Raw genomic sequence first — 25,839 nt, 5'->3', positions numbered from 1 at the left:
GGCACCCTGTTGTGGGCTGCTGAGATCTATTGTCTATTCCTCTATTGCGGGAGACAATGTACCTGTGCCCATTCCGTAAACTTCTGCGCCTATTAATAGTATCGTAACATATCTACAATATCAGTTCGGCCGATATAAAACATAGCTTTAAGAAGTTTTTCTTTTGCTTCTAAAGTTTCCTTCATGTTCATTACTATAATTATAGATAAAAAAGCAAGAAATAAAGAGCTGTAAGTCTAAATAGTGAAATAAAAAGCCCTTAAATTCTGCTCCATCCAAACTGCTCAAATAATTGGGATAACTACCCGACTTTGAAAATTCTACATTACGAAATATTTATAAAAAAAAACGTTAAACTAAACAGTTTAACGTTTTTGCATTAATAATAAAAAATGAATTTCAAAACGTACTCAACTAATTCGCTAACACAACCAATGCTGTTAGCAGTATATTAATAAACACTATGGCGTTTTGATTTTTTATCTATTCTCTCAATTGTTTTTAAAGTCAGGCTTTTATTGAGCATCCCAGGCTGCACTGGCATAATAAATAGAACTTGTTACCGGAGCTTTCCAGTATTCCTGACTTCCGCCACGGAAAGTATGAAGGCTTACTGCATTAACATTTCGTTTCGAATCGTTAGTCACCCAGCGAATTGTTTGATTTAATAACTCCGTCCCATTTACATAATATTTGACATATCCGTTAGTATTTGATCCGGTATTTAACTTAACAGAAATCTGACAATTATATGTTACTCCTTCCTGTATGTAGTACTTTTTTCCAAAATCATTACCAAATTGTCCTGGCTGATCTCTATAATAGACATAAGGTTGCAGATAAGCTCCGCTTCCTTTAGCACTGTTTGATCCGTTCGGGCAATACCACATGAATCTGGCACTACCACCATTGCCATCCCATCCTGGATCACCACCGGTATTCTGATCACCAATCAGTATACCATATCCGCATTTACCACCTCTGCTCCAATAAAATCCGGAATTAAATTTCATCTGGAACCAAACGGTGTACACACCTTCTGACCAAACTCCAAATGATGTACACAAACCACCGCCACACGATAGCGTATTTGTCTTCAATGTAATCGTTCTGGCTCCGGCACCACCTCCTGCTGCAGCGGCCATTGGAGCGGCGTCCTTAGCGCTTTGAGATACATCGTTTACACCACTTTTGGATACTTCTTTGTTAACGGCTTGCGGTACGTCTACGTCTTGTTCCTTTTCACAGGAATTAAACACTACTGCTATAACAAATAGCAAACTTGTTAATTTTAATAATTTTTTCATTTTTAAAAGGTTAATGGTTAATAATTAAATAGTTAGATTATTACAAATCGCATCTACAATCATTAGGGGATAGTAATAATGCTGTAAAGTTGGTAAATAAGGATTCTCACAACGGAAAGTAAAGTACGTTTTTACGTACACAAAAGTCCGGACACTTTATATTTCCCTATCTATTTTAGATTTTAAATAGTACGCCAGTAAAAAAGTGCAAAAAATTAAAGCTAACTAATCAAAGAATTTAACAAAGAATATTTTGCAAGGATTGCTACAAATTCTTTTGCGAAGGAGTTCAATTCTTCTAAATTTTACAAGATCTAAATGGTATTATATAAAGAATATCTCTTAAAAAGAATTAATTTTGAAATATTAAATATTAAAAATACTGTCATGAAAAATTTCTTAATACTTCTCCTATCTATTTCCTTTTTTTCCTGTCAACAAAAAGAAAATAAGCAAAGTGCTGTCGAAATTTCAGATTCAACTCAGATAGAGAAAACTAAAGAAGAAAACAAAAAAGTAAAAGAAGAAAACAAACAAATAGGCGACACCATTTTTATGGTCTATAAGAATGAAAAAGATCTCTATATAGCTGAAGGTTCTTTAGATTCTGTTCATTCTAAAGTTTACATAAAATTTAAAAATGAAAATTTAGGCGAACTGAAAGCACAGATTCTTCCAACTACAGGAAAAGGAAACATCCGTTTCAACCAAATTATTTTCCCTGATAAATCCTCAGACGGACCGTTTGGAATGGATTTAAAAATCGATTTAAAACAAAAAGGAGATCATATTTTAGTGATTGGACATTCCCTAATGGCTGATGAACCTTATTTTGGTAAATTCAAAGTGGAGCTAGACAATTAACAACTATATCAACTCGGAAGAATAGAGCGTTTTTTCTACTGTATTATTTTGAGATATTTTTTGAATATCAACAAGGACATCAATATTATTTTTGAAAATCGTCTTCAATACTTCACTGATATCCTCCGCAGTAACTTCATTAGAATAGCCCAGAAATTCAATCGATTTATCTTTTCTCTGATGCATTTTAAAACCTGCCAAAGGTAATTCTGATAAACGATTAGAGATATCGATATTATTAATTTTGAGGTTCGATTTTGTATAAAAAACAACCGGATTTCGAGCTTCCAAATCAACTAAAAACGGAACTCCATTTTCCATTTTCAAACTACAAAAATCACCTGTTCTATACCGTATTAAGGGCAGAAAAGGATTATTACCTCCCGTAACCACCAACTCTCCCCTTTTTCCATACGGAAGCTTCACATCCCTATGTTCATCAAAAATTTCCAGATACAAATCTGGTCGAATAACTTTATGTCCAATTCCGTCAGCATACGCTATATTTCTACATTCGGTTAGCGAATAAAGATCTATCACGGGACATTTGAAATAATTTTCCAATTTGTTTTTTGTGCCTGTCGTCAACTTCATCGCAGAAGATATCAACGCTTTTGGATTTAACTGAGGTTCTAAATCTAACAATGCCATAAACGCTATAGGATCACCGGTAAGAATTTGGGGATTATACTTCTCAAGGTATTTTACAGCATGATCAGGCTCATTCCACTCTAAAGGATTTAGATTTATCTTTAAAATCCCCGCTCCTCCTAAGTACGTTGATAAAGAAGCATAAGTTAGTGTTTTTTCCTGGGCGCAGATTAAAGCAATTGCAGCTGTGTTTTTGCCTTCCGTTATAGCAACATTAAAGTCTTTTAAAACAGACTCTATTTGTGGTAACCAGCTGGCTTGAGCAACTGCATCAAAAAGTACATCTAATTTTGGTCCGGTAGATCCGGAAGTGTGATACACTAACAATTCCTCTAAATTGGCTTCATTAGAAACAAATAAATGCGGGAGATTTCTAATATCTTCTCTTGAAATAGTTGGAAAAGAATCAAAATCATTCCCTTTGTTTTGATAAAATGGCACTGTTTCAATACACCATTGCAAATAACTGTCTATCCAAAATGGAGCTTCTCTTTCGTTCCAAAATACCTTCTTATTATAATATTTATTTTTATGAGAATGAACTTTTGAAAGCTGAACGGCATTTAATCGATCACCACTTTTAAAATTAAATTTTGGCGCAAAAACATCTTGTCTAAGTGCATTTAAAAAACTTAGGTCATCAAGCAACGGAAAACGTTCCTCATCTGTCAATGCTATTTGTGGGCCACTACTCACGGCCATACGTATTTGCGGCTTCTCTGGCTTTTTGCTCTTCCATTTCCCGTTTGATTTTCATTATTCGTTCATGCGCTTCATACGATTGTTTTAAAACTTTATGTCTTTCAACACTGCTGAAAGAGGATAATTTGTCTGCCGCCTCATCCTGATTTTCACCGTACGGCATAATTTCACAACAATATAATAACAAGCGCACCATTTCTTCTGCACGTTCCTCATCATTTGTCCATTCATTGAACTTTACATAGGCCGAAGCCTGTTGTAATTCTACAAACCAAAAGTTATATAATTTATCTTCTATAACAGGATTATTTATAAAATACTGATTAGAAAGCAACCAGGTCGAAATATGAATGGCCCGCCAATGATTATCACTAATTGTCCCTAAATTGGATGGTATTTTAAAATCATTTCGCAAAAAATCGTTACTTACAAGCCTGTATGTATCGTATACCAAAGCCATAGAATTTAATCCCTCCTCTAAAAAAAAATCAGAAGCCTTTAATAAGGTATCCGGACATTTTCGCAAATACGTAACTAATTCAAAAACATCATATTTAGACATAGGCGTAATTTTGTTGTGAAAATTCAGCTGCAAACTTTAAAAGTTCTGTTTCGTTTGTAACATAGTATACCCTCCAGCCCATTTTTTGTAATCTCCTTACTAAATCATTATTATAGTCGGGAGGAGAATGTAAAACCATAGTTCCATGCCCGCCAGCATTTTTTAATGCAATTTCAGCCAATTCCCAATTTGTTTGGTCTGTGTGTGTGTCAGCATTTAACATACTAAAAATATCATTATCAGTCACGATTACGATATGTGATTTTTTATTTGGTTTCTCTCCAAATGGTTTTCGTAATCGTTCAATTCCATAGGCATAACCTGTACCTAAATAAGAGGTTAAGGTCGTCAGCAAATCGGTTTCGTCTGTAATAAAACCATCTGTTTCTAAATAATCTCCCGGTTCACCAGAGAGACATCCCATAACAGATGCTCCAGCACGTAAGGCAGATAATCCTATAATGGTTGCTGCCAGAATGGGCCATGAAAAATTATGCCTCGGATTTCCCATCGAACCGGAACAATCAATTCCTAAATATATATTTAGCGGACTTTCTGAAATGCTGTTATCAGAATCTGAACCGTAGGATCTCTTTTGAGTCGTTAATCCCGGAATAATTGTGGGTGATGTAATGGCAGATTGCAGCCAGTCTACTTCTTCAATGGCGTCTCCAATATCCCAGGTTTCCAGTCCTTCCGGTAAATCCATAGACTTATTCTCTGAAATTTCTACAGGAAAATCAATCAAATGAGGCAAAGCAATTTCTTTATAATAAGCATTAACCAAACGCTGTTCATCTGCTTTTGGATTGACCTGTTTCATCAAATCAATATAATTTCCAGGTCCCATATAGCCTTCTCTTGGTCCCTGGCCACCCCTCTGACTTTTTTCTATCCCTAGACTACCCTTATTTTTTTTATCACCCTCATTTTCTTTTGAACTAAGGGCTTCTTTTCGCATGTCGATTACTTCATCATAACCTTCCAAATCGAGTTCGGTCATACCCGAAATATACATAGCTCCTTTGCCTGCATCTTCTGCATCTAAGATTATTAAAATCTTTTTGCGTGCCTCTTCAAATTTTTTGTCATCCATTAAGTACGGATACAGCATCACAGCAAACCTGCCTCCTCCGTGAATCCAGCCTTTTGAGTAACTTCTGATCAAAGACGCTAATAATGAAGCATCGGCATCTATTCTTTTACTATGAAACGATAAATTGGTTGCTAGTTCGCCACGGTTTAAACGCCATAAATATTCGTAAGTCCGCATCATTAGCGTCCACAACTCAGTAAAATTATCCTCGGAGTTAATCGCTTTATAAACTTCCGACATTCTTAATTTATTGACGCGCTGTAATTTATCATTAATTAAAAAATCGGTATATAAATTAGATACCATAGGTGCCCTGTCTTCAATACCCGGAAGCGCAAAACGAATCCGATTCAGTAAAATAGCATTATCGTATAAATTGGCAGGCGCAAAAATATGATGGCCAATTTCGTGCGCTAACACTTCAATAGCATAATCCGTAATACCACGTTCTGTAATTTCTTCTAAATTGATTACAATCCGATGATCATTTAATCGAATCATGGCAAAACTACCCGTTAGTCCCTCTTTCCAGGCGTCCTGATGTGAAAGGCACCAAATAGGTTCCTGCAGACGCAACAAAGGATTCCACTCCAGTTTTGCCTGTTGCCATTGTGATTTCCATGACACTAATGTTTCTTCTATTTCAGATTGATTATCCATTTCCAAGACTGAATAAGTATAAAAAATAAGAATTTTTCAAGGTAAAGACCAAAGTGTTTTCTGTTGTTACTACAGATGAAATGTTATCTGCATCAATTTTATCACTGTCTTTTCCAAGCCATTTTTCCAAAGTTTCTAATCGCTTGGAATTAGATAAAATATAAGTTGCATCAACCGTATTTGCCGGAATTAAAACTTTTCCAAACTGATCGGCAAAAACCGCATAGCTACTTACTGAATCCGTTGCAAATATATTTCCGTCGATTTGCGCCAGTCTTGGCGGATTCTCAAAAAATCCGGTTTCTGCTCTAAAACCTCCCTGAACACCTTCAAATTTTGTGTTGTTATTTGTCCATGGATTTTCAAAAAATTGGATTGTATTTTTATCTGATCCCAAACTGGTACCAACAATTTCCTGCAGATTCTCAGAAAGTTGATCGAAATCTGCTTTTAAGCGGTTTCTCAAATGTGCCATACCGCACTTCCATGCATAAATACGTCCCACAATTTTAAAATCTTCAATCGTTTTAACCTCTAAACTACTGGTGCTCATAAGTTGGCACCAAGCTGTTATTTTTTCGGGAGCATACAAATGAAAGCCGGAAAGAACATCACTCAATAACGAAATGGTTTTTATTGGAAATTTCACTAACAAATTCGGCATTTTTGCCATTAGCAGCCAGGCTTGCCTGTACTCCTCTTTATAGCGAATTGCAGAACCGTTTCCGATTAATTTCAATGATTCCTGATAGAGTGCTTTTACTACTTCATGAACTTTCTCGGGAGCTGCATTTAAAGCAACCGTTTCTTTCACAATAGGTTCCACAACTTCTACCATCCAATTGGCAATGATATGAGCCGGCAAACTGCCATACTTCATTTCGCTCTCATTGTACCGTTGATTGTACAAGGAACTTTTCTCGCTTAATTCTGCAATAAGTGGTGGAAAGCTTATTTTTTCCATTGCAGCCATCTTTTATAATTTGTATAACGTTGGTGCAGATACTTTAATTTTAAAATATCATCTGCTCTGTAACCGTACAGCTTTTTCTCTTCAGACCATTTCTGTAGTTGCTTCTCAATATTTAAAAGTCGGTTATCAATTTCTTTTGAAGATATATTCTCAAGTCCTTTTTTAAACTCTTCTTCAAATCGATCAACGGGATCATTTCTATCCAGATCCTGACTCACATATTCATCACAAGATAAATCGAACAGGTTTCGCAACCATACAATTCTATCCACTCTGTAAACTTCATTTCCTGCCTGATCGAAAAATGGCGATTCTAAATGTGGCGTTAAACTATCATGCAAAATGAAGGGTAACACTTGTCTGATATCTTCTAATTCCACTTTTTTATTTCCTCTAAAATAGGCCAATGCCTTAGAAAACATTAGCAAAGTCATGATTTTTCTCACCGACAAACCATTCTTTGCCTGCGAACCTAAATCTTTAATAGGGTCTTTTCCGGTTTCTTTTCTAAAAAGAGTACGCATGTCCATTCCAGACAATTTTGCGGTGTCTTTGGTCATGTATTCCAATCGGTTCGAAGCTGGTTCGAAAAACTCAAACTGACGACAGAAAAACTCGAGGCGTTTACGCAATTCAGGGTCGATTTGTACGCCTCTAATTTGCTTATTTACAGTATTTAATTCTTCTTCCGTGAAAATAATTTCTTCCGGAATTATCGCTTCCGGCTTAAAATTGAGTTCGATACGCTGTAATAAATCTTCAACAAATCTTGTATTAAAATGCATGGCCCTAATTACAATATCAATCCTGTCTTTTAAGGCTTCAATAACCTGATACGTTCCTCCACCGGCATCATCGTTGGCTGTCAAATACCATGCACCATCCGGACATTCATAAATCTGATCGAAAATTTCGGCATAGTTATCTGCCAAAACGGTTAATAAAGCAGATTGTGTTCTGGTCGGGATTCGATTGTATTCATCAATGATTTTTACCCTCATTCCTAACCATTTTCTCCAGGCAATTCTAATATCTGATGTTTTTTCAGCCTTTACCATATCTGAAGGTAATGGATGTCCTAATAAATCTGAAATTGTCATTTGAGGCTGACCGTGCTGAATAGCGCGCATCACATCTTTATTATCATATCCGGCCAACAATCCCATCAACACAGAAGTTGCCGTTTTTCCACGTCCAGGCCCACCTACAATAAGACATTTACCTCTTGCTGCCAGATTCAATAAAGGCATTAACACGAAGCTCGAATAACTTTGATCTGTAGGCAAGTAAACAGGGACTTTACTGTCTCCAAATAAAAACTTTTTAGGATCGCCATCATTGAATTCGATATCGTAATACGGACTAATAATGGCCGTATTCGTTATCCAAAAATAAGCCTGACGCAATTTTTCATCCAGCGTAATGGAATCGCCAGATTCATTTTGAGGATCATCACTTGAATAAAGATCTTCTACTTGAAATTTCTTGTTGCTTTTAACATCTTGCGGATTCGTAGGCGATTCCGGGACTTTCTTAAAAAACCCCATTGTTTTATTGAATAAGTCAGACATGGCTCTATTTTGGTTCTGGGTTAGATTAAAATTTATTATTTTCTCTCGCGGACAATACTTTTGAAACTTGTTCAATTCTTTCGGTAACACTACCCTTAAGCATATGATAATTAAGGTTTCTGGTGTTTAAATCCTCTATAATTTTTTCTTGAAATTCTTTTCTTTTCACATCACCCGACCTGTCCCAGGTATCATCATACGGAATATCAGTATCACACACAAAGATTATATCGTGCCTGTTTTCTGCCACTTTTGCTAAATTTTCTAATTCTGCTAAGGCATCTCCATGATAATCCAGCGAAAACAAATAGGTCGTAATGGCATTGGTGTCAGAGAACAAGAATCGATTGGATTGTAATACCAGCGCATCTTCTCTTTCAATGTGACCTTCAGCTATTTTTAAGAGATCTTCTAAAGTTAACCTTTTATTGACCTGATGCTTCTCCCAATATTCCCTTCCATATTCCGGCATCCATTGCGTATCAAAATGCACGGCTAATTTTTCTGCCAAAGTCGTTTTACCTGTTGACGGCGCACCGAGCAATACCACTTTCGTAATCAAATCATTATAGACTTTTGGGTGAACAAAATCTTTATGTTTAAAGGAATCTTTTCTGATTTTTGTAGCAGATATCGGGATTATGTTCCGACTCACATCAACCTGTCTGTTTATGGCATTCAGTGCAATGCTCATATGTTCGCCATAAGGTTCACTCGAGTAAAAATGGGAAATATTACGATTATCTAAAATACTTAAAACGTAATCTTCCTGAATTTTCATAATCTCCGCCGTATACCCGGTATCATTAGGCGAATTTACACCTTCAATAATTACAATATTTGGGTATATTTCGCGTATCCAACTGGCTCTGGTTGCCAAAGAAATATTTATTACAGGATCGTCATAAATTAGCACGATCACTTCATCCATCTCCTTAATAGCCGTTTCTATTAATAACTGGTGCCCTTTATGAAATGGGGCAAATTTCCCTAGTGTCAATCCAACTTTATGGTCTTTCATATGCAAATTCTTCATTGTAGGCTTTTTTCCATTCTAAGTAGCCCATTACAGCCATCACTAAAAAAAGCACATATAAAACGGTTGTAAAATATAAATCTTTATAAGCATATATGATAATCGCCACCACATCAACTATTATCCAAAACAGCCAGGATTGCAATATTTTTTTTATCATCAAATATTGAGCAACAAGACTTGCTACTGTTATAAACGCATCTTCATAAGGAAAGGATGCATCGGTTTTGGTTTGCATAACATATCCTAAAAGAGCAGTTACTAAAACAGTCAGGCCAATCCAAAACATGGTATGGGTTAGCAATGTTACCTTTAAAATAGTTTTATTCGAGCCACCGTACTTCCAATTGTACCAGCCGTAAAATTGTAGAAAAATATAAATAACATGCAAAATCATATCGGAGTATAATTTTGAGGTATAAAAAACAAAGCAATAAAGTGTTACCTGAAGTAACCCAAAATACCAACACCAGATGTTTTGTCTGATAGTAAAATAGACGGAAAGAAATCCGAAAATTGCGCCAAAAATTTCTACAGTTTGATCCATAATATGGAGATAAAGATATAATAATGAATTAAATTTTTAATGAGCGAAGAATAACATTTGACTCATTAATGTTGTTTTAATCTCCTCCAATATAAAAGATACAGAATACCTACGCATAGTATTACGATATCAATTTTCATTATAAGTGGTATACGCTCAATTATATCATTGTAGTAACTACCTCCAATCAACGCTCCAAGACCAATTCCTAATTCCATAGAAATGTACATTGTCGCAATGGCTTTCCCTCGATGTTGTGGACTACTGAGATCTATTGTCCATGCATTTATGGCAGGTGACAAGGTACCAGTACCCATTCCGTAAATCGCTGCTCCTACTAATAATATCGTAACACTGGTACTTTCGCTTATTATGTATAACGAAAAAGCAGTCACTATTAATCCGACAAGTATAACACTCGTTCTCCCGTATCGGTCAGAAACTTTGCCCGCAACAAACCGCACCAAAACGGATGCTGCTGTAAAAGAAGTGAAAAATATTCCTTTATTTACTGCACCCAAATGTTCGCTCCAATCCGGAATTAAAGTAAGTATTAATCCAAATGCGGTATAAGAGAAAAAAGTTATTATTCCGGCAGGAAGTGCTCCAATATCTATAATATCCGTTCGGCTGATATAAAACATAGACTTATGGAGTTTTTCTTTTACTGCTAACGTTTCTTTCATGTTCATCACTATAATGATAGATAAAAAAGCGAGAAACGAAGAGCTGTAAAACATGGCATCCATTCCATAAGCATTTACAATTAAACTTCCTATTGATGGTCCTAAAGCTCCGCCAATGCTAAAACATAATCCGTGCATACCCAATGCTTCTCCCCATCGCTCTTGAGGAATAATATCTGCTACATAGGCAGAAGTTGCTGTAGGTTTAAATCCTGTTGAGAATCCATGAACTAATCGTAAAAGAAGAAAACCGGAAACGGAACTTAAAATTGGATATAAAAAGCCGCAAATCAGACAAACCACAGAACCTACAGCCATGACAGGCACGCGCCCCCATCGATCCGTAAGTTTCCCGCTGAACGGACGTGATATCGCCGCTGTAAGGGTAAATAATGAAATAATAAGTCCTTTGTATTCCGCTCCACCCAAACTACTCAAATAACTGGGAAGCTCCGGTATAATCATGTTAAAACTGGAAGAGAATAAAAGAGAGCTCATGCAGAGCAATATAAACTGTAGCGTGTAGATTGATTTTTTGTTTTGTGACATTCCGGAATTTTAAAAAAAACCAAATATACTCGTTTTGATGAAATAGCGGATTATATGTTTTTATAACAAATTCATTAACTATTCATTCATTTTCCTAAACAACATTTTCATAGATTCCGGATCAATTGCATCCATATCAATCAGCTTTAATGACTTAACCATTTTAACTGTGCTTGTTTTATATTTTAGAAAATGAGGTGTTTTTAAATGGGATTGGTAGGCATCATTATCCTCGTACATTTCTAATATTCTTATTTGGGTAGAATCCTTCTTTTGGTACATAGGAAAAATGGCCAACACTCCCGGTTCTAACCTTACTGAAGCCGAAGACTCTTCTTTTAATATTGCTTTATATTGCGATAAATATTCAGGATAAATTTCAATTTCTGAAATGCGAATCATCATGTCTTTTTTTTGCGCTGAGATAGAATTCGAAGTAAAAATTATAGTCATAATCATTAAATGCAAAAAATTACTTTTTGAAAGTCTGTTTTGAAGGTTGAGGATAAACTTTTCCATGTGCAAATTCAATTTAATTATTACGTTTGTTTATTTGAAATCTCTAATATAAGGGATTTTTAGCATTATTTTCTCGCTTCCTTACCTTTTGTTTTTACATTATGATATTCAGATTCCCGGATTATTTCGTTCCTATTTTTTGTTTAATCGCTTTTAAGATCTCATTGAAGTATTTTTCAGGTTTTACTTCAAAGACTAATAATTCATAAACAAACAACGGTATTATGGGGTTCTAAATGTATTTTTCACACATAAAAAAGTAACATAATAGTCCTTAAAGTGGGCTAATAATCACGCAATGTTTCATCATTTTTCTCTAACTTAGCGCGGTAGATCTTAAAATTTAAGATCGAGCCAAACTTTGTTTTTTCTGCAAAGAACTGAACGAAAAAGAATTACTATTTTTTCTACTCCTTTTTTCAGAAAAACATTTTATAATAATTTTAGTTAATTGAAAACTATGAGCAAATTTGATTTTGGAATTGTAGGATTAGGTGTAATGGGTCGTAACTTACTTTTGAATATAGCGAGCCATAACTTTACAGCAGCAGGTTTAGATTTAGATACCGAAAAAGTTAATTCTCTTCAACAAGAAGCCGGTCCTAATGATACCATTGAAGCAACCACAGATGTTAAACATTTTGTAGAACTTATTCAACAACCAAGAGCTATTATGTTACTGGTTCCTGCAGGAAAGCCTGTTGACAGCGCAATAGCAAGTTTACTTCCGCATTTAGACAAGGGAGATATTATAATTGATGGTGGTAATACTTTTTTTACCGATACAGACAGAAGATTTTTGGAATTATCTGAAAAAGGAATTCATTTCTTTGGAATGGGAATTTCAGGAGGCGAAAAAGGAGCGCGATTCGGTCCTGCTATGATGCCAGGTGGTGATCAGAAAGCATACGAAAGACTTCGCCCTATTTTTGAAGCTATTGCAGCAAAAGTGGATGGAGAACCTTGCGTAGAATATTTAGGAAACGGATCGGCCGGTAACTATGTAAAAATGGTTCATAACGGAATCGAATACGGAATCATGCAATTGATTTCTGAAATTTATGACCTTATGAAAAGAGGTTATAATTTAGATGAAGATACTATTCAGAAAACTTTTGAAGAATGGAACCAAACCCACGATCTTAAATCCTATTTGATCGAAATTACCGGAAACATTCTGAAACAAAAAGACGAAGACGGAAGCAGACTAATCAATAAAATTTCGGATTGGGCAAAATCTAAAGGAACAGGAAAATGGACTTCGCAAAACGCAATGGATTTACAAGTGCCGATTCCAACTATTGATGCAGCCGTTTTTATGCGTGATATGTCTAAAACGAAACCGGAAAGAATTGAAGCTGCCAAAAAACTTGTTTGGAACGCTCCAGCAACGGATGTAAATACAAGCGAGGCAATAGCGGCATTAAAATCAGCTTTATACTTATCCATTGTCGTGACTTACGCACAAGGATTGGCGCAGCTACATACTGCATCTAAAGAATACAATTACGGATTAAACTTAGAAACTGTTGCCAAAATATGGCGCGGTGGCTGTATTATTCGTGCCAACATTTTAGAAGATTTCAGAAAAGCATATGTTGCAAAAACAGATTTACCAAACTTACTTTTGGATGCCGGAATTGCTTCAAAATTAACCGAAAACCAGGCAGGAATGAGAGCCGTGATTCAATTTGCTGTTCAAAAAGGATTACCTGTAGCAGGGCTTATGAATTCATTAGCTTATTTTGACGCCTACAGATCTGAAAATCTACCAACAAACCTAATTCAGGCGCAGCGCGATTATTTTGGCGCTCACACTTACGAAAGAATCGATACAACAGGTGTTTTTCACACCCAATGGTCTGAATAAGGAACTATAAGCAACACAACACACAAATGAGTAAGTTCAAAAATATAAATCCAACCATTATTGTCATTTTTGGAGGAACCGGAGACCTGGCAAAAAGAAAACTATTTCCCGCATTTCAAAATCTCTACCTTGACGGCCGTATCTCGAAGAAGTTTCAGATTATTGCACTGGGAAGAGCTGAAAAAAGCGATGAAGAATTCCGCAGTTATGTCTTAGAAAATCTAAATATCTTTTCAAGAAAGAAAGATATTGCAGATCCGGAAACTCAAAAATTTCTTTCTCACATCAGCTATCACAGTCTTGATATTGATAAAGAAGCATCTTATCAAAGTTTAAATGAAAAGATAAATGCTATTGATGAAAGTTTTGGAGAACGTGCCAATCGTCTTTTTTATCTTTCGATTACACCTTCTTTCATCACTACAATTTCTAGTAATATTAAAAAAATTGGCCTTGCTGCTAATCCAAAGCAAGATCGAATCATTATTGAAAAACCTTTTGGTTACGATAAAACTTCTGCAATTGCCCTTAATGAAATGCTTTCGCAGACTTTCAAAGAAGAGCAGATTTACAGAATCGACCATTATTTAGGAAAAGAAACTGTTCAAAACATTTTGGCTTTCCGTTTTGGAAATTCGATGTTTGAACCTTTATGGAGCCGAAACTTCATCGACTTTGTACAAATTACAGTAGCAGAAGAAGTTGGCGTTGAAGAACGCGGTGGCTTTTATGAAGGAGTTGGTGCCTTGAAGGATATGATTCAGAACCATTTGCTTCAAATTTTATGTATGACCGCTATGGAAGCTCCGGCTTCATTACAGGCAGATGACATTCGAAACCGTAAAGCAGATGTATTAAAATCAATTCGACGTATCAAACCGGAGGAAGTGGATCATTACGTTGTCAGAGGGCAATATGACGCAGGTGCTATAAAAGGAAAACCAGTTCCGGGATATCGTGAGGATAAAGGAATTGCACCGGATTCTATTACAGAAACCTACGTGGCCATGAAAATTTATCTGGACAACTGGAGATGGCAGGGAATTCCGTTTTATTTACGTACCGGAAAAAGAATGGAAGAAAAACAATCTTCTATTATTATTCAGTTTAAACCAGTTCCGCATTCTTCCTTTTCTTATGGTAAAGAAGGCATGACGCCGAACAGGCTTATTATCAATATTCAGCCTGCAATGGATATCAAACTGCAGTTTATGACCAAAAAACCAGGTCTGTCACTTTCATTGAGACCAGCTGAAATGATCTTTGATTATTTCGCCTGCTCTACAATGTCGCCGGAAGCTTATGAAACGCTTATCGCTGATGCATTGGCAGGAGATCCTACGCTATTCATGCGTTGGGATCAGGTAGAACAAGCCTGGGATGCTATTGATACTATCCAACAAGTATGGAAAGATACAGTGCCGGTTAACTTTCCAAATTACAAAGCAGGAAGCTGGGGACCTGAAGAAGCTGATGAATTATTAGCGCGTCAGGGACACAAATGGATTCCAAACACACAAACAAAAGAAGAACTTTTAGAAGATGATACAGATATATAATACGACAGAAGAAATTAATGTAAAAGCAGCAGACCTTTTTGTAGCAGCAGCACAAAAAGCAATTGCTGAAAAAGGCCAATTTACAGCCGTACTTACAGGAGGCTCCTCTCCTGCCGGGATTTACAAATTATTAGCTTCTGATGCTTACAAAACCAAAATAGACTGGAGTAAAGTTTTTATTTTTTGGGGAGATGAACGTTGGGTTCCGCTTAATGACGACCTTAGTAATGCAAAAATGTCCTATACTACTTTACTGAGCCACGTTGCTATTCCGTCTGAAAATATTTTTGAGATGTACAAAGATGGCGTTACACCTGAAGATTTTGCTGTTACTTACGAACAGTCAATTAGAAAGGTTTTAGGTGACGAAGGAAAATTTGACCTTATCTTATTAGGAATGGGAGATGACGGACATACAGCATCACTTTTCCCTGGTCAGGCCGTTTTAGAAGAACAAAATAAATGGGTTGCGGCCTATTACCTTGAACCTCAAAAAATGCATCGTATCACACTTACTGCACCCTTAATCAATAAAGCTGAAAAAATCATCGTAGTGGCTTTTGGAGAAAAAAAAGCACCTGCATTGAAAGAAGTAACAAAAGGACAATATAATCCTTCTACATACCCGATGCAGTTGATTAAGCCTGTTTCAGGACAATTATTATTTCTTGTAGATAAAAGCGCAGCTGGTACTAACTAGAAAATTATTTTTATAACCAGTTTATATTTAAAACTATAAACTGGTTATATTTTTTCTTCACTTTTTCTTCCATAAAGCAGAATTCTTTTAAAGGCATAAATAGCGGGAAGCTTTGGAAACTTTTCTTCAATTCTAATTTTAAATGCTTTTATAAAGGATTGCTTTTGATCTTCCTTAAGAAGCTCTAAATAAGGAATCAAAGCCGATCCTGAAATAAAATTATACAATGTATCATGATCATTCGCAATTATGGGATAAACTTTCTCCATAATCTGAATTTCTTCCAAACCACCATCAAACATAATTTGCGCATATTGATCCATACTTAATACAGGAGAATCTCGTCTCCATCCCTTAAAATATGTTTTAAAAGGGGCTTCTTCAGCCAATTGATATAGAATTTTATTTAACAGATTTTCTTTCTGAATGGGCATCTGCACTGCAAACTGACCTTTTGAATTAAGCAAACTAACCAGTTTTGGAAATAATATCTCGTGATTATCAGACCACTGTAACGCTGCGTTACTAAAAACTAAATCCCATTTTTTATTTGATTCCACTATATCTTCTACTGACATGCGTTCAAAATGAAGATTAGCGGTCTCCAAAGATTTTGATTTTATCAGCATTTCAGCTGACGAATCAATCCCAAGAAAATCAGTTTTACTGAACTTTTTAGCTAATATGGCGGTTTGTTCACCAGTGCCACAACCTAAATCAATTGCAGTTGAAGATTCGGGCAATTTGATAAAATCCATCAGATCATAAAATGGTTTATTACGAAGGTCTTTAAACTTATTATATATTTCGGGGTTCCAAGGCATAAGGCACAAAATTTTATGATTCCAATTACATAGAAGGAGGTTACTTAGCTAATTTACAATATCATTTAAATTAATTCAAAAGTTTCACTTAAAAATATAGTAACTGTAAAAATATAGCTCAATTGACATTTTAAACAAAGTAATTTGACTTTATAAACAAAATACAACAGCACTTATCCCTATAATTTTGTCCTATAACTTTTTAATAATGAAAAACATGAGACGTAACAATTATCAGGGAGCTTTACAGCAGCCCATTGGTTCAGGTTTTAACGCAACATCAACTTCATCAGATGTTATTAATGGAATTGACCTTAGAGGAAAAATCATAATCGTAACCGGCGGAAATGCTGGTATAGGATTGGAGACTACCAAAACGTTGGCTAATGCCGGTGCAACCGTAATCGTACCAGCCAGAAACATTGAAAAAGCAAAGAAAAATCTTGAAGGCATTGAAAATGTAGAAATAGAAATGATGGATGTAATGAATCCCGCTTCAATCGATGCCTTTGCAGAAAATTTTCTCCAATCAAACAGACCATTACATCTACTTATAAACAATGCAGGTATTATGTGGGTTCCTTTGCGCAGAGACAGTCGCGGAATCGAATCACAATTGGCTACCAATTACTTGGGGCAATTTCATTTAACTGCAAGATTATTTCCGGCACTTAAAAAAGCAAATGGCGCAAGAGTAATCAATGTATCCTCTCTTGGACATCAAATGGCTCCTTTTAATTTTGAAGATCCTAATTTTCTACATAGAGAATACGAAACCTTACAAGCCTACGGACAATCAAAAACGGCGAGTAACTTATTTTCTCTTGAACTTGACAATCGTGCGAAAGCATTCAATGTAAGAGCATATTCTTTGCATCCTGGTTCAATTGCCGGAACTGAGTTAGCAAGAGAAGCTCCATTAGAATTATTCCAAAAAATGGGCTTTCTGGATGAAGACGGTAATCTTCTTCCCGAAGTGGCTGCAAAATTAAAAACAATTCCACAAGGCGCTGCTACAACAGTTTGGTGTACTACCAGCGCTGCACTGGAAAATATTGGAGGTGTTTATTGTGAAGATAATGATATCGCCCCATTAGCAAATGGAGAAGACAGCATTGGATCCTATGGAGTAGAAAGGTACTCTCTTGATGAAACAAACGCTAAAAGATTGTGGGACTTAAGCGAAAAAATGACGGGTATTTCATTTCCATTTTCTTAAATCAACTATAATCCTGCTCTATAAAAAAATGGGCAGGATTATGATATTTCAAATCTATTGCAACGCCCGGCACAGTTAACTATCTTTGAACTAGCAAAGTAAAAAACAACAAGAATATTTTTATTAGAAATCATTAAAACATGGACCATATTTCAAAATACTTAACACCTGAAATTAAGCTTTCCAGCTACGATGATAAATTATTTAAATCCGACTTAATCTTTGACGACCATATGCTTATTTGGTTTATTTCGGGCGAAACAAAAATAATACAGGCAGATGCTACTTTTTACTTTAAGACTGGTGATATATTCTTAATTCCAAGAAACCATATGGCTACAATCATAAATTATCCAAAAAATGGACAGCCGCACAAGACAGTAGTAATGCATTTAACTACAGAACGATTAAAACAGTTTTATGAAAAAATTGATGTAGAAAAAAAATATGTTGGCGGACAGAAAATATATAGTTTTAGTAATCATCCATTATTAGAAAGTTGTCTGAGTTCAGTAATACCTTATTTTGATCTGGAAGGTAAATTTCCTGAGAATATTGCATCGTTAAAAATTAGTGAAGCGATAAGTATTTTAAGAGAAATTGATAAAAGCGTAGATAACATTTTGGCCAATTTTGATGAACCAGGTAAAGTTGATCTAATTAATTTCATGGAGCGAAATTTCATGTTCAATATGCCAATGGAAAAATTAGGTTATCTGACAGGCCGCAGCTTATCAACCTTTAACAGAGATTTTAAAAAACATTTTCATGACACACCTCAAAAGTGGCTAACACAAAAGAGGTTAGAATTGGCCTATTATCAATTATCAGAAAAAAAGAAAAAACCAACAGAAGTTTATCTCGAAGTGGGTTTTGAGGACCTCTCCCATTTTTCCTTTGCGTTTAAAAAGAAATATGGCTTATCTCCTAATCAAATAGCAACACATAATCTCTAGTAACAATTTAGTATACAACCATATAAAACAAAGGTTACCCTTTTCAATTTTTAATTTTATTCTTAGCTTTTTCAATACTATATTTGAAGTGTAAAAATAACACCCTTTAATGATCTTTTCCCTGCTCTTTCAAATTCTTGTTTCCTGGCTGGTAGCCTGTTGTATCATAAGAGTATTTAATAAGTCAATATCAACACCAGACGCAAAACTCTATCAGGAACCGACCCTACTTACCAGTATTCTTTCTGCTATCGCTATTGATTTATCAGTAAAAACTAAATTAAGAATCGGAAAGCTATTGCATCACAGCTTTGGATTGTGTTTTGCAGCAGTTTACTACATAGTATGGTATTCTGAATTCGCCGAAATTTCATGGTCAACAAGTATTATTATTGGTTTCGTTACCGGTCTGATACGAATTATAAGCTGGACTTTTCTTCTTGAAATTATACCTTCCATGCATACTGCTAATTTTAAAGGATATTATCTTCAGCTTGTATTTGTACATAGTATTTTTATCATTGCTGCTTTCTCTTTGGACTGGCTATTGCTTTAATATCTTTTAAAACATGCATTTGTCGAACATACAATATCAAAATCTCACTTCTAAGTAAATGAGATTTTTTTTATTTTTCACAAATACCGATCGGTATTTGCGTTATATTTGTCATAAATCTTATCGCATAAATTAGAAATCATGAATACTTCAGACATCATATTAAATAAAGTAGCTCCAATATTTAATAAGCAAGGATACATAGGTACCAGCCTGACTGATATAACAAAAGCTACCGGACTTACTAAAGGTGCGATTTACTGCAATTTTTCGAACAAAGAAGATTTAGCATTAAAAGCCTTTCAATTAAACATAAATTTAGCTATAACACCTTTATTCAAGCTTGTTGCCGCTAAACAAGGCAGTATAAATAAATTGCATGCTATAACAGAGTATCAGCGCAGCTATTATGATCTGGTTAAAGACATGGGCGGCTGTCCAATGTTACGAGCAGGAGTTGATACAAAATTTATCAATCCGTTACTATTTACAGCAGCACAAAACTTATCCCAAAAATTTACTATCGGTTTAACTAATATTATAAGTGATGGCATCCTTAACAATGAAATTCAGCCAAATACTGACGCAACAAAATATACCAAAATAATTTTATCACTAATTGAAGGAAGTTCGCTTTTGGCCTTTACACACAATGACGCAACCTACATAAATGATGCAATGGATTTTATAGATATTACTATAATTAGCAGCATCAGGAAATAAAAATTTTTTAACCCGTCAAATACCGATCAGTATTTGATATAATTTATTTAGAAGATGGAAAAAATATTAAAGACAAAAAGAAAAGTTAGATTTCAGGACTGTGATCCTTTTAATCATTTGAACAACTCCAAGTATTTAGAATATTTTATTAATGTCCGCGAAGATCAAATTGCTGAACATTATGATCTTGATATATTTAAGTACATGAAGACTACAGGACTTAGTTGGGTTGTTGCTTCTAATCAGATAAGCTATTTGAAACCGGCTTTTACAATGGAAACGGTACTGATTGAATCTCAGCTAATTCAATATACAGACAATCTCCTACTCGTTGAAATGAAAATGTGGAATGAAGATGAAACAGAATTAAAAGCCATACTATGGGTAAAATTTATTCATTACAACATTCAGGCAAAAAAAGTAGCAAACCATTCTGAGGATTTGATAAAATTATTTGAATCTGTTGTTTTACCAGTTGATCAGACAGTTTTCGAAAAGAGATATTTAGAAATTATTCAAAATTTAAAAAACAGAACTTATGCCTAAATTAGAAACGATAAAAGAATTTATGACAGTGTTCGAAGCTAAATAGTTTAGCTTATTAAAAACATATAAACTGTTTTACATTAAAGCCAAAAACTCCGCAAAAGATATTTGCGGAGTTTTTTATTAGAAGCATTTTATTTAATTTATCTCTTTAGGATTTTTAGCCTATTTTACATCAAACCAAAGTTTTGTAGTAAGCAAGTCTTTACCCTGAACCGCTATTGCTGCCTGATAACTATTCCCGTTCAACGATTGCTCTGTACCTGGATAAAAGAAACGTGAAGGTAACTTTCCGTCTAAAACTGTTGCAGGACCTGCTGTCAATACGGGATAGTCCAATCTTCTCCACTCTGCAAAAGCATCAAGACCTTGTCCAAAGAATGCAATCCATTTTTGTGTACCGATCGATTTAGCATAGTCTGTTGCATCGTATTTTACACTAACCTGATTAAGATAATTAGCGATAACGGTTGCATCGGTAATTCCAAATTGATTGAACGATGCCGTAATCGCATTTTTATAAAGCTGTTCAGCATCACCAGAAATATAACCACGAGCTACCGCTTCAGAAAGATTAAATAATACTTCAGAATAAGATACAAGTACTGCCGGCGATGAGGAAGTTAAGAAGTAAGTTCCCGGTTTTGATGTTTTAGCAAAACCCTGGCTATTAGCATCACTGTTTGATAATCCATTCGCGCCTCCAACATATTTACCTACACTTGCATCTGAGGGCAATTGTGCATAAACTGGTAAACGTGGATCGGATAGTTCATTTAGCTTATCAACCATTGTTTTTGAAATACGATAATCATCACGAGTTTCGAACCATGCCGAAGCAGGATTTTGTTGAGGCGAACTAGTGTAAGTAAACTTAAAAGTATCACTATTACTGGCAAATACTCCTGCAGCATCACTTGTTGCTTCAATCGCAGCTTGTTTAGCCAACGCTGGTTCTCTGTCAGATATTCTTAATGCAATACGCAAACGAAGTGAATTCACCAGTTTTTTCCATTTTAAAATATCACCTTTGTATGATAAGTCACCTGTTACAGTACCATTTGCTGTGTTTAGCAAAGACTGTGCTTGTTTCAAATCTTCTAATAATCCTGTATATACTTCCTTTTGAGTATTATACGCCGGATTTACTTTTAAACCTGCTTCTTTATAAGGAATGCTTCCGTAAGCATCTGTCAGCAATAAAAAGGTCCATGAACGTAACGTTAATGCAATCCCTTTGTAATTTGAATTTGCCTGCGCCTCAGGAAAATTGATAATTGTATTCAAATCCGTAATCAGGGTTGCATATCCTGTATTCCACAAAGTTGTGAAAGAAGTATTGGACACATCGTATCTATCCGGTTCTGTATATTGGATCTTAGCCCAATGCTGCACAAATAACAAAGACGAATCAAAGTTATTGGTTGAACCCCAATATAAATCAGCCCCCTGCTTTAGGGTTCCTGTTAACAGGTAAGGCGCTAATGGTGTTTCTGTTGCATTTGGATTTTTATTAATATCATCCAAAGTATCACTGCATGAAGTCAGTGTAATTGCAAATAGCGTTGTATATAATATATTTTTTAACATGATTCTGTATTTTTAAAATCTTAGATTGACATTAAGGCTGAAATTTCTGGTAGTTGGCAGAGATAAACTCTCCAATCCCTGTGCGTTACCTGTATTGAAAGCTGTTTCAGGATCAATATTTGGTGCATCTTTATAGATAAAAAACAGGTTACGCCCCACTGCAGTAATACTAGCTCCATCTAATCCAAGCTTCTTAGCAAATGACTTATTGAAGTTAAAAGCCAATTTTACTTCTCTTAATTTTACAAAAGTTGAGCTGTAAATATAAGCTTCACTAATATTGTATGACGCTTTGTAATATTCCTGCGCACTAAGAACTGAAGTGTTAGGAGTTCCATCAGCATATACTCCGTTAAAAATCATTCCATCCTCATATACTGCAGCACCTCCTGGTGCACTTGTACCTGCGGGCAATAAAGTTTTCGTAGTACCTGCTAAATAGTAATTTAATCCACCATTAGCGGCATCACGTCCCGGAAGAGTTTGTGCCAATACTCCTGTATAATTACCTGTTCTGTTCGTTCCTGAGAAAAGCTCACCTCCTACACTTGCATCAACAAGAAATGATAATTCAAGATTTTTATAGGTCAATGTATTCGTAAGTCCAGCTAAATAATCTGGTGTGTAATGTCCTAGTACTTTCTTTTGCGGATCAGCTTTTGGTAATCCGTTCGCACCTACTACTATATTTCCATTTGCGTCGCGTTGATAAGCTGTTCCATAAAGTGCCCCGTAAGCCTGTCCTACAGATGCCAAAACATCAACACCTCCTGAAGAGCCAATCGTGTAATTTTGAATCTGTTTATCATAATCCAAAATCTCTACTTTGCTTATATTCTTTGAATAATTTACAGCTACATTCCATTTGAAATTTTCATTTTGAACAGGGTTTCCATCCAATTGAATTTCGATACCATGGTTGTTTATTTTACCCGCATTGATTAATTGTGAATTATAACCACTTGAAGCAGTAGTTTTTATTTCCAAAATCTGATCAAAACTATTGGTATTATAATAAGCAAAATCAAAGTGCAGTCTGTTTTTCCAGAAAGAAGCTTCTAAACCAACTTCGGTAGAACGTGTTGTTTCCGGTTTTAAGTTCTCATTAAGTTTCTTTTGAGAAGATGTTTGAATCGGATTTCCGTCGAATGCAGTTTGAAAATTGTAAACCGTAGACAATTGATACGGATCTGCATCATTACCAACTTCAGACCATCCACCACGTAGCTTTAAGAAATCAAGTGTACTACTTTTCAATTTCAAAGCATCAGATAATACTAAACTACCACTAACAGAAGGATAAAAATAAGAACGGTTACTGCTTGGCAATGTCGATGACCAGTCATTACGGGCAGTTGCATTCAAAAAGGCATAATTTTTATAACCCAATTGTGCAGAAGCATAAGCACTGTATACTCTCAATCTTGATAACGAGTTAGATGAAGTTAACGGATCTCTTGAATTCGTCAATGTGTATAAATCAGGTACTGCCAAACGTGGCGCTTTTTGATAATTATTTGCGTCACTATGGTTACGAACGTTGAATCCGGCAAGGGCATCTAAACTAAAATCATCACTTAGTTTATTCGTGTAAGTAAAAATACCTTCTGTATTTTGTTCGTTTACTGTGTAGGCATCTTCAGCATAGGATCCGAAAGGAGTTCCATTTGTACCATATTTAATTTCATACTTTCTGCGATCATTATAATAATCAACTCCGGTACGGAATTTAAAATTAAGTCCTTCAAAAATCTTGGCATCCAAATGAATATCACCTATTAAGCGGTTGCGCTGTTGACTTGTAGTGTTGTAATTGGCATTCCAATACGGATTGCTGTAATAGCTGTTATTCCAGTTTCTGGTCCAATCCTTGTCAAGTTCATTAATATCAACCTGACGTCCGAACCAAAGGAACTGCAGCATTACGCCGGCAGCACGGTTACCCGATGGACCACCTGGTAAAGCTGGTGCATTGGTAACAATATAGTTCGCATTTACACCTACTTTTACACTTTTGGATATTTGATAATTCGTGTTAACGGTAAAGTTTGTTTTGTTAACCTCACTGTTAGGCACTGTTCCTAATTGTTTTTGATTGTTTACTCCTAAACGAAAATCTGATTTTTCATCTGATTTGGCCACAGAAATGCTATTATCATACGTAATACCAGTATTAAAAAAGTCCCTAACATTATCAGGATGAGCTACAAAAGGTACTGCCTCACCATTTGAATAAAACTGCGGAATAAGGCGCCCATCCATTTTAGGCCCCCAACTTTCATCAACCCCATCATTAACTCCTCCTCCTTTACCATCAACGTAACTAAATTTTCCATTTGATCCTTGTCCAAATGAATTCTGAAAAGAAGGCAAAGTACTAACCTGAGAAACCGTTATACCGGTACTAAAGTTTATCCCCAATCCTTTTTGACCTTTTCCTGATTTTGTTGTTATAAGAACAACACCATGTGCAGCACGTGATCCGTAAAGTGCCGCCGCATTAGGGCCTTTCAGTACAGTTAATGTTTCAATATCATTAGGATTCAAATCGGCAATTGCGTTTTTGAAATCACGGGTAGCACCACCAAAATTCAATTGTGAGTTATCTACCGGGACTCCATCCACCACAAATAATGGCTGATTATTTCCTGATATAGAGGTTTCACCACGAATAATGATACGTGAAGACCCCATATCACCCTGCGAATTGGTAATACGCACACCGGCCAATTTACCGGTAAGACTATTTAGAAAGTTCGTTTCTTTTGTATCGGATAGCTCCTTACCTTTCAGTGCCTGAGTGGTGTATCCTAAAGATTTCTTTTCTTTCGTAATACCAAGTGCAGTAACTACAACTTCTGATAACGCATTTTGTTCCTGAGTAACCTCAATAACAACTGAGTTTGTATTCGCTACAACTTCTGTTTTTTTATACCCTAAATAACTCACTATTAATGTATAAGGCAATTTTTGTCCTGTCTGGAAAAAAAACTTCCCATCAAAATCTGTCACAACTCCGTGTGTAGTCCCTTTAATATTTATTGAAGCCCCAATAATAGGTTCTTTTGTAATAGCATCTACAACTGTTCCCTCGAGTTTGGATTGAATTAACGGTTTGGTTTCTTGTGCTTTAATCCCTATGGAAATCAAGAAAACACACAACCAGATATATCTATTTAATTTTTTTTTCATTACTTTGTTTTGGTTTAAAAATAAGTAAGCCCTGAACGGATTAACTCCATTCTCGCTTTTCTTATAGAGATGAACAATTTCTTTAAGCTTTACCATTTCTGCTGCAACAGAAATGGTTTTTTTATTTGCAACACATTCGCTTTTTCATTTTTATATATTTTTAGATTACTATTATTTAAATTGGTTTTTATAAAAATTTCAACCTAGAATTTCAAGGTTTTCTCTTATCATAAATTTCAAGAATTAGACATTTGAAGCGTTTCAAAAGCAACAAACTCTTAAGGATAAATCTTCAAAATGGCTCCTGCTTTTTTAAATCAAATCAATTTTAAGTCGTACATCCCTTTGTATATAAGACTTTTAAATTCTACCAATTTGATA

Annotated in this window: 22 protein-coding genes; 9 read left to right on the top strand and 13 right to left on the bottom strand. The window is 35.4% G+C overall.

Annotated features, from left to right (window positions below; all coding sequences use genetic code 11):
- Positions 1 to 515 precede the first annotated feature (515 nt).
- Positions 516 to 1,307, bottom strand: coding sequence for a polysaccharide lyase (locus tag AC3ITQ_RS15530; RefSeq protein WP_489235077.1), 792 nt, complete (start codon positions 1,305 to 1,307; stop codon positions 516 to 518).
- A 387-nt stretch (positions 1,308 to 1,694) separates the two neighbouring features.
- Between AC3ITQ_RS15530 and AC3ITQ_RS15525 the strand changes: the two genes are divergently transcribed.
- Entirely contained in the window at positions 1,695 to 2,171 is a 477-nt protein-coding gene (locus AC3ITQ_RS15525) for a hypothetical protein (RefSeq protein WP_489235076.1), read from the top strand.
- A 3-nt stretch (positions 2,172 to 2,174) separates the two neighbouring features.
- On the opposite strand, the gene AC3ITQ_RS15520 is transcribed toward AC3ITQ_RS15525, so the two are convergent.
- The 9 genes from AC3ITQ_RS15520 to AC3ITQ_RS15480 all read right to left on the bottom strand — a co-directional run bounded on the left by AC3ITQ_RS15520 (position 2,175) and on the right by AC3ITQ_RS15480 (position 11,723).
- Positions 2,175 to 3,524, bottom strand: coding sequence for an AMP-binding protein (locus AC3ITQ_RS15520; RefSeq protein WP_489235075.1), 1,350 nt, complete (start codon positions 3,522 to 3,524; stop codon positions 2,175 to 2,177).
- Complete coding sequence (locus AC3ITQ_RS15515) at positions 3,511 to 4,086, bottom strand: hypothetical protein (protein WP_489235074.1); 576 nt, start codon at positions 4,084 to 4,086, stop codon at positions 3,511 to 3,513. Before AC3ITQ_RS15515 ends, AC3ITQ_RS15520 begins: the two co-directional genes overlap by 14 nt.
- The gene (locus AC3ITQ_RS15510) at positions 4,079 to 5,842 is read right to left on the bottom strand and encodes a DUF58 domain-containing protein (RefSeq protein ID WP_489235073.1); all 1,764 of its coding nucleotides are present in this window, start codon (positions 5,840 to 5,842) and stop codon (positions 4,079 to 4,081) included. The genes AC3ITQ_RS15515 and AC3ITQ_RS15510 overlap by 8 nt, the downstream gene beginning before the upstream one ends.
- Positions 5,835 to 6,806, bottom strand: a complete 972-nt coding sequence (locus AC3ITQ_RS15505) for a hypothetical protein (protein ID WP_489235072.1) — start codon at positions 6,804 to 6,806, stop codon at positions 5,835 to 5,837. The genes AC3ITQ_RS15510 and AC3ITQ_RS15505 overlap by 8 nt, the downstream gene beginning before the upstream one ends.
- Positions 6,794 to 8,386 (bottom strand): AAA family ATPase, encoded by a 1,593-nt coding sequence (locus AC3ITQ_RS15500; RefSeq protein ID WP_489235071.1) that lies wholly within the window; start codon positions 8,384 to 8,386, stop codon positions 6,794 to 6,796. The genes AC3ITQ_RS15505 and AC3ITQ_RS15500 overlap by 13 nt, the downstream gene beginning before the upstream one ends.
- Positions 8,387 to 8,411: 25 nt before the next feature.
- Entirely contained in the window at positions 8,412 to 9,422 is a 1,011-nt protein-coding gene (locus AC3ITQ_RS15495) for an AAA family ATPase (RefSeq protein ID WP_489235070.1), read from the bottom strand.
- Positions 9,394 to 9,969, bottom strand: coding sequence for a nicotinamide riboside transporter PnuC (pnuC, locus tag AC3ITQ_RS15490; protein WP_489235069.1), 576 nt, complete (start codon positions 9,967 to 9,969; stop codon positions 9,394 to 9,396). Before pnuC ends, AC3ITQ_RS15495 begins: the two co-directional genes overlap by 29 nt.
- 65 nt (positions 9,970 to 10,034) lie before the next feature.
- A complete protein-coding gene (locus tag AC3ITQ_RS15485) occupies positions 10,035 to 11,204 on the bottom strand; it encodes an MFS transporter (RefSeq protein WP_489235068.1) in 1,170 nt (389 codons plus the stop codon).
- Positions 11,205 to 11,282: 78 nt separating this feature from the next.
- Positions 11,283 to 11,723: a putative quinol monooxygenase gene (locus AC3ITQ_RS15480; protein ID WP_489235067.1), complete on the bottom strand. Its 441-nt coding sequence runs from the start codon at positions 11,721 to 11,723 to the stop codon at positions 11,283 to 11,285.
- 460 nt (positions 11,724 to 12,183) lie between these two features.
- Here AC3ITQ_RS15480 and gndA point away from each other — a divergent pair, with 460 nt between their 5' ends.
- From gndA to pgl, 3 genes are read left to right on the top strand one after another with little or no spacing between them, the layout of a single operon-like run.
- A complete protein-coding gene (gndA, locus tag AC3ITQ_RS15475) occupies positions 12,184 to 13,593 on the top strand; it encodes an NADP-dependent phosphogluconate dehydrogenase (protein ID WP_489235066.1) in 1,410 nt (469 codons plus the stop codon).
- Between the two features lie 26 nt (positions 13,594 to 13,619).
- Entirely contained in the window at positions 13,620 to 15,152 is a 1,533-nt protein-coding gene (gene zwf / locus AC3ITQ_RS15470) for a glucose-6-phosphate dehydrogenase (RefSeq protein ID WP_489235065.1), read from the top strand.
- Positions 15,136 to 15,852, top strand: a complete 717-nt coding sequence (gene pgl, locus AC3ITQ_RS15465) for a 6-phosphogluconolactonase (protein WP_489235064.1) — start codon at positions 15,136 to 15,138, stop codon at positions 15,850 to 15,852. Before zwf ends, pgl begins: the two co-directional genes overlap by 17 nt.
- Before the next feature lie 44 nt (positions 15,853 to 15,896).
- Here pgl and AC3ITQ_RS15460 read toward each other — a convergent pair whose 3' ends face one another.
- Entirely contained in the window at positions 15,897 to 16,676 is a 780-nt protein-coding gene (locus AC3ITQ_RS15460) for a methyltransferase domain-containing protein (protein ID WP_489235063.1), read from the bottom strand.
- A gap of 217 nt (positions 16,677 to 16,893) precedes the next feature.
- Between AC3ITQ_RS15460 and AC3ITQ_RS15455 the strand changes: the two genes are divergently transcribed.
- From AC3ITQ_RS15455 to AC3ITQ_RS15435, 5 genes are all read left to right on the top strand, one after another.
- Positions 16,894 to 17,895 carry an SDR family NAD(P)-dependent oxidoreductase gene (locus tag AC3ITQ_RS15455; protein WP_489235062.1) on the top strand — a complete coding sequence of 334 codons (1,002 nt, stop codon included), beginning with the start codon at positions 16,894 to 16,896 and terminating at the stop codon, positions 17,893 to 17,895.
- 140 nt (positions 17,896 to 18,035) lie between these two features.
- Positions 18,036 to 18,851 carry a helix-turn-helix domain-containing protein gene (locus AC3ITQ_RS15450; protein ID WP_489235061.1) on the top strand — a complete coding sequence of 272 codons (816 nt, stop codon included), beginning with the start codon at positions 18,036 to 18,038 and terminating at the stop codon, positions 18,849 to 18,851.
- Positions 18,852 to 18,960: 109 nt separating this feature from the next.
- Positions 18,961 to 19,407, top strand: coding sequence for a hypothetical protein (locus AC3ITQ_RS15445; RefSeq protein WP_489235060.1), 447 nt, complete (start codon positions 18,961 to 18,963; stop codon positions 19,405 to 19,407).
- Between the two features lie 141 nt (positions 19,408 to 19,548).
- Complete coding sequence (locus AC3ITQ_RS15440) at positions 19,549 to 20,130, top strand: TetR/AcrR family transcriptional regulator (RefSeq protein ID WP_489235059.1); 582 nt, start codon at positions 19,549 to 19,551, stop codon at positions 20,128 to 20,130.
- Between the two features lie 54 nt (positions 20,131 to 20,184).
- Complete coding sequence (locus AC3ITQ_RS15435) at positions 20,185 to 20,676, top strand: acyl-CoA thioesterase (RefSeq protein WP_489235058.1); 492 nt, start codon at positions 20,185 to 20,187, stop codon at positions 20,674 to 20,676.
- A gap of 165 nt (positions 20,677 to 20,841) precedes the next feature.
- Here AC3ITQ_RS15435 and AC3ITQ_RS15430 read toward each other — a convergent pair whose 3' ends face one another.
- The gene (locus AC3ITQ_RS15430) at positions 20,842 to 22,266 is read right to left on the bottom strand and encodes a SusD/RagB family nutrient-binding outer membrane lipoprotein (protein ID WP_489235057.1); all 1,425 of its coding nucleotides are present in this window, start codon (positions 22,264 to 22,266) and stop codon (positions 20,842 to 20,844) included.
- A 12-nt stretch (positions 22,267 to 22,278) separates the two neighbouring features.
- The gene (locus AC3ITQ_RS15425; protein WP_489235056.1) at positions 22,279 to 25,458 is read right to left on the bottom strand and encodes a SusC/RagA family TonB-linked outer membrane protein; all 3,180 of its coding nucleotides are present in this window, start codon (positions 25,456 to 25,458) and stop codon (positions 22,279 to 22,281) included.
- Positions 25,459 to 25,839 lie beyond the last annotated feature (381 nt).

This window comes from Flavobacterium sp. KH_001, from assembly GCF_057840745.1.
The sequence above is the reverse complement of the archived record's forward strand: the minus strand, read 5'-3'. Positions and strand labels throughout refer to the sequence as shown.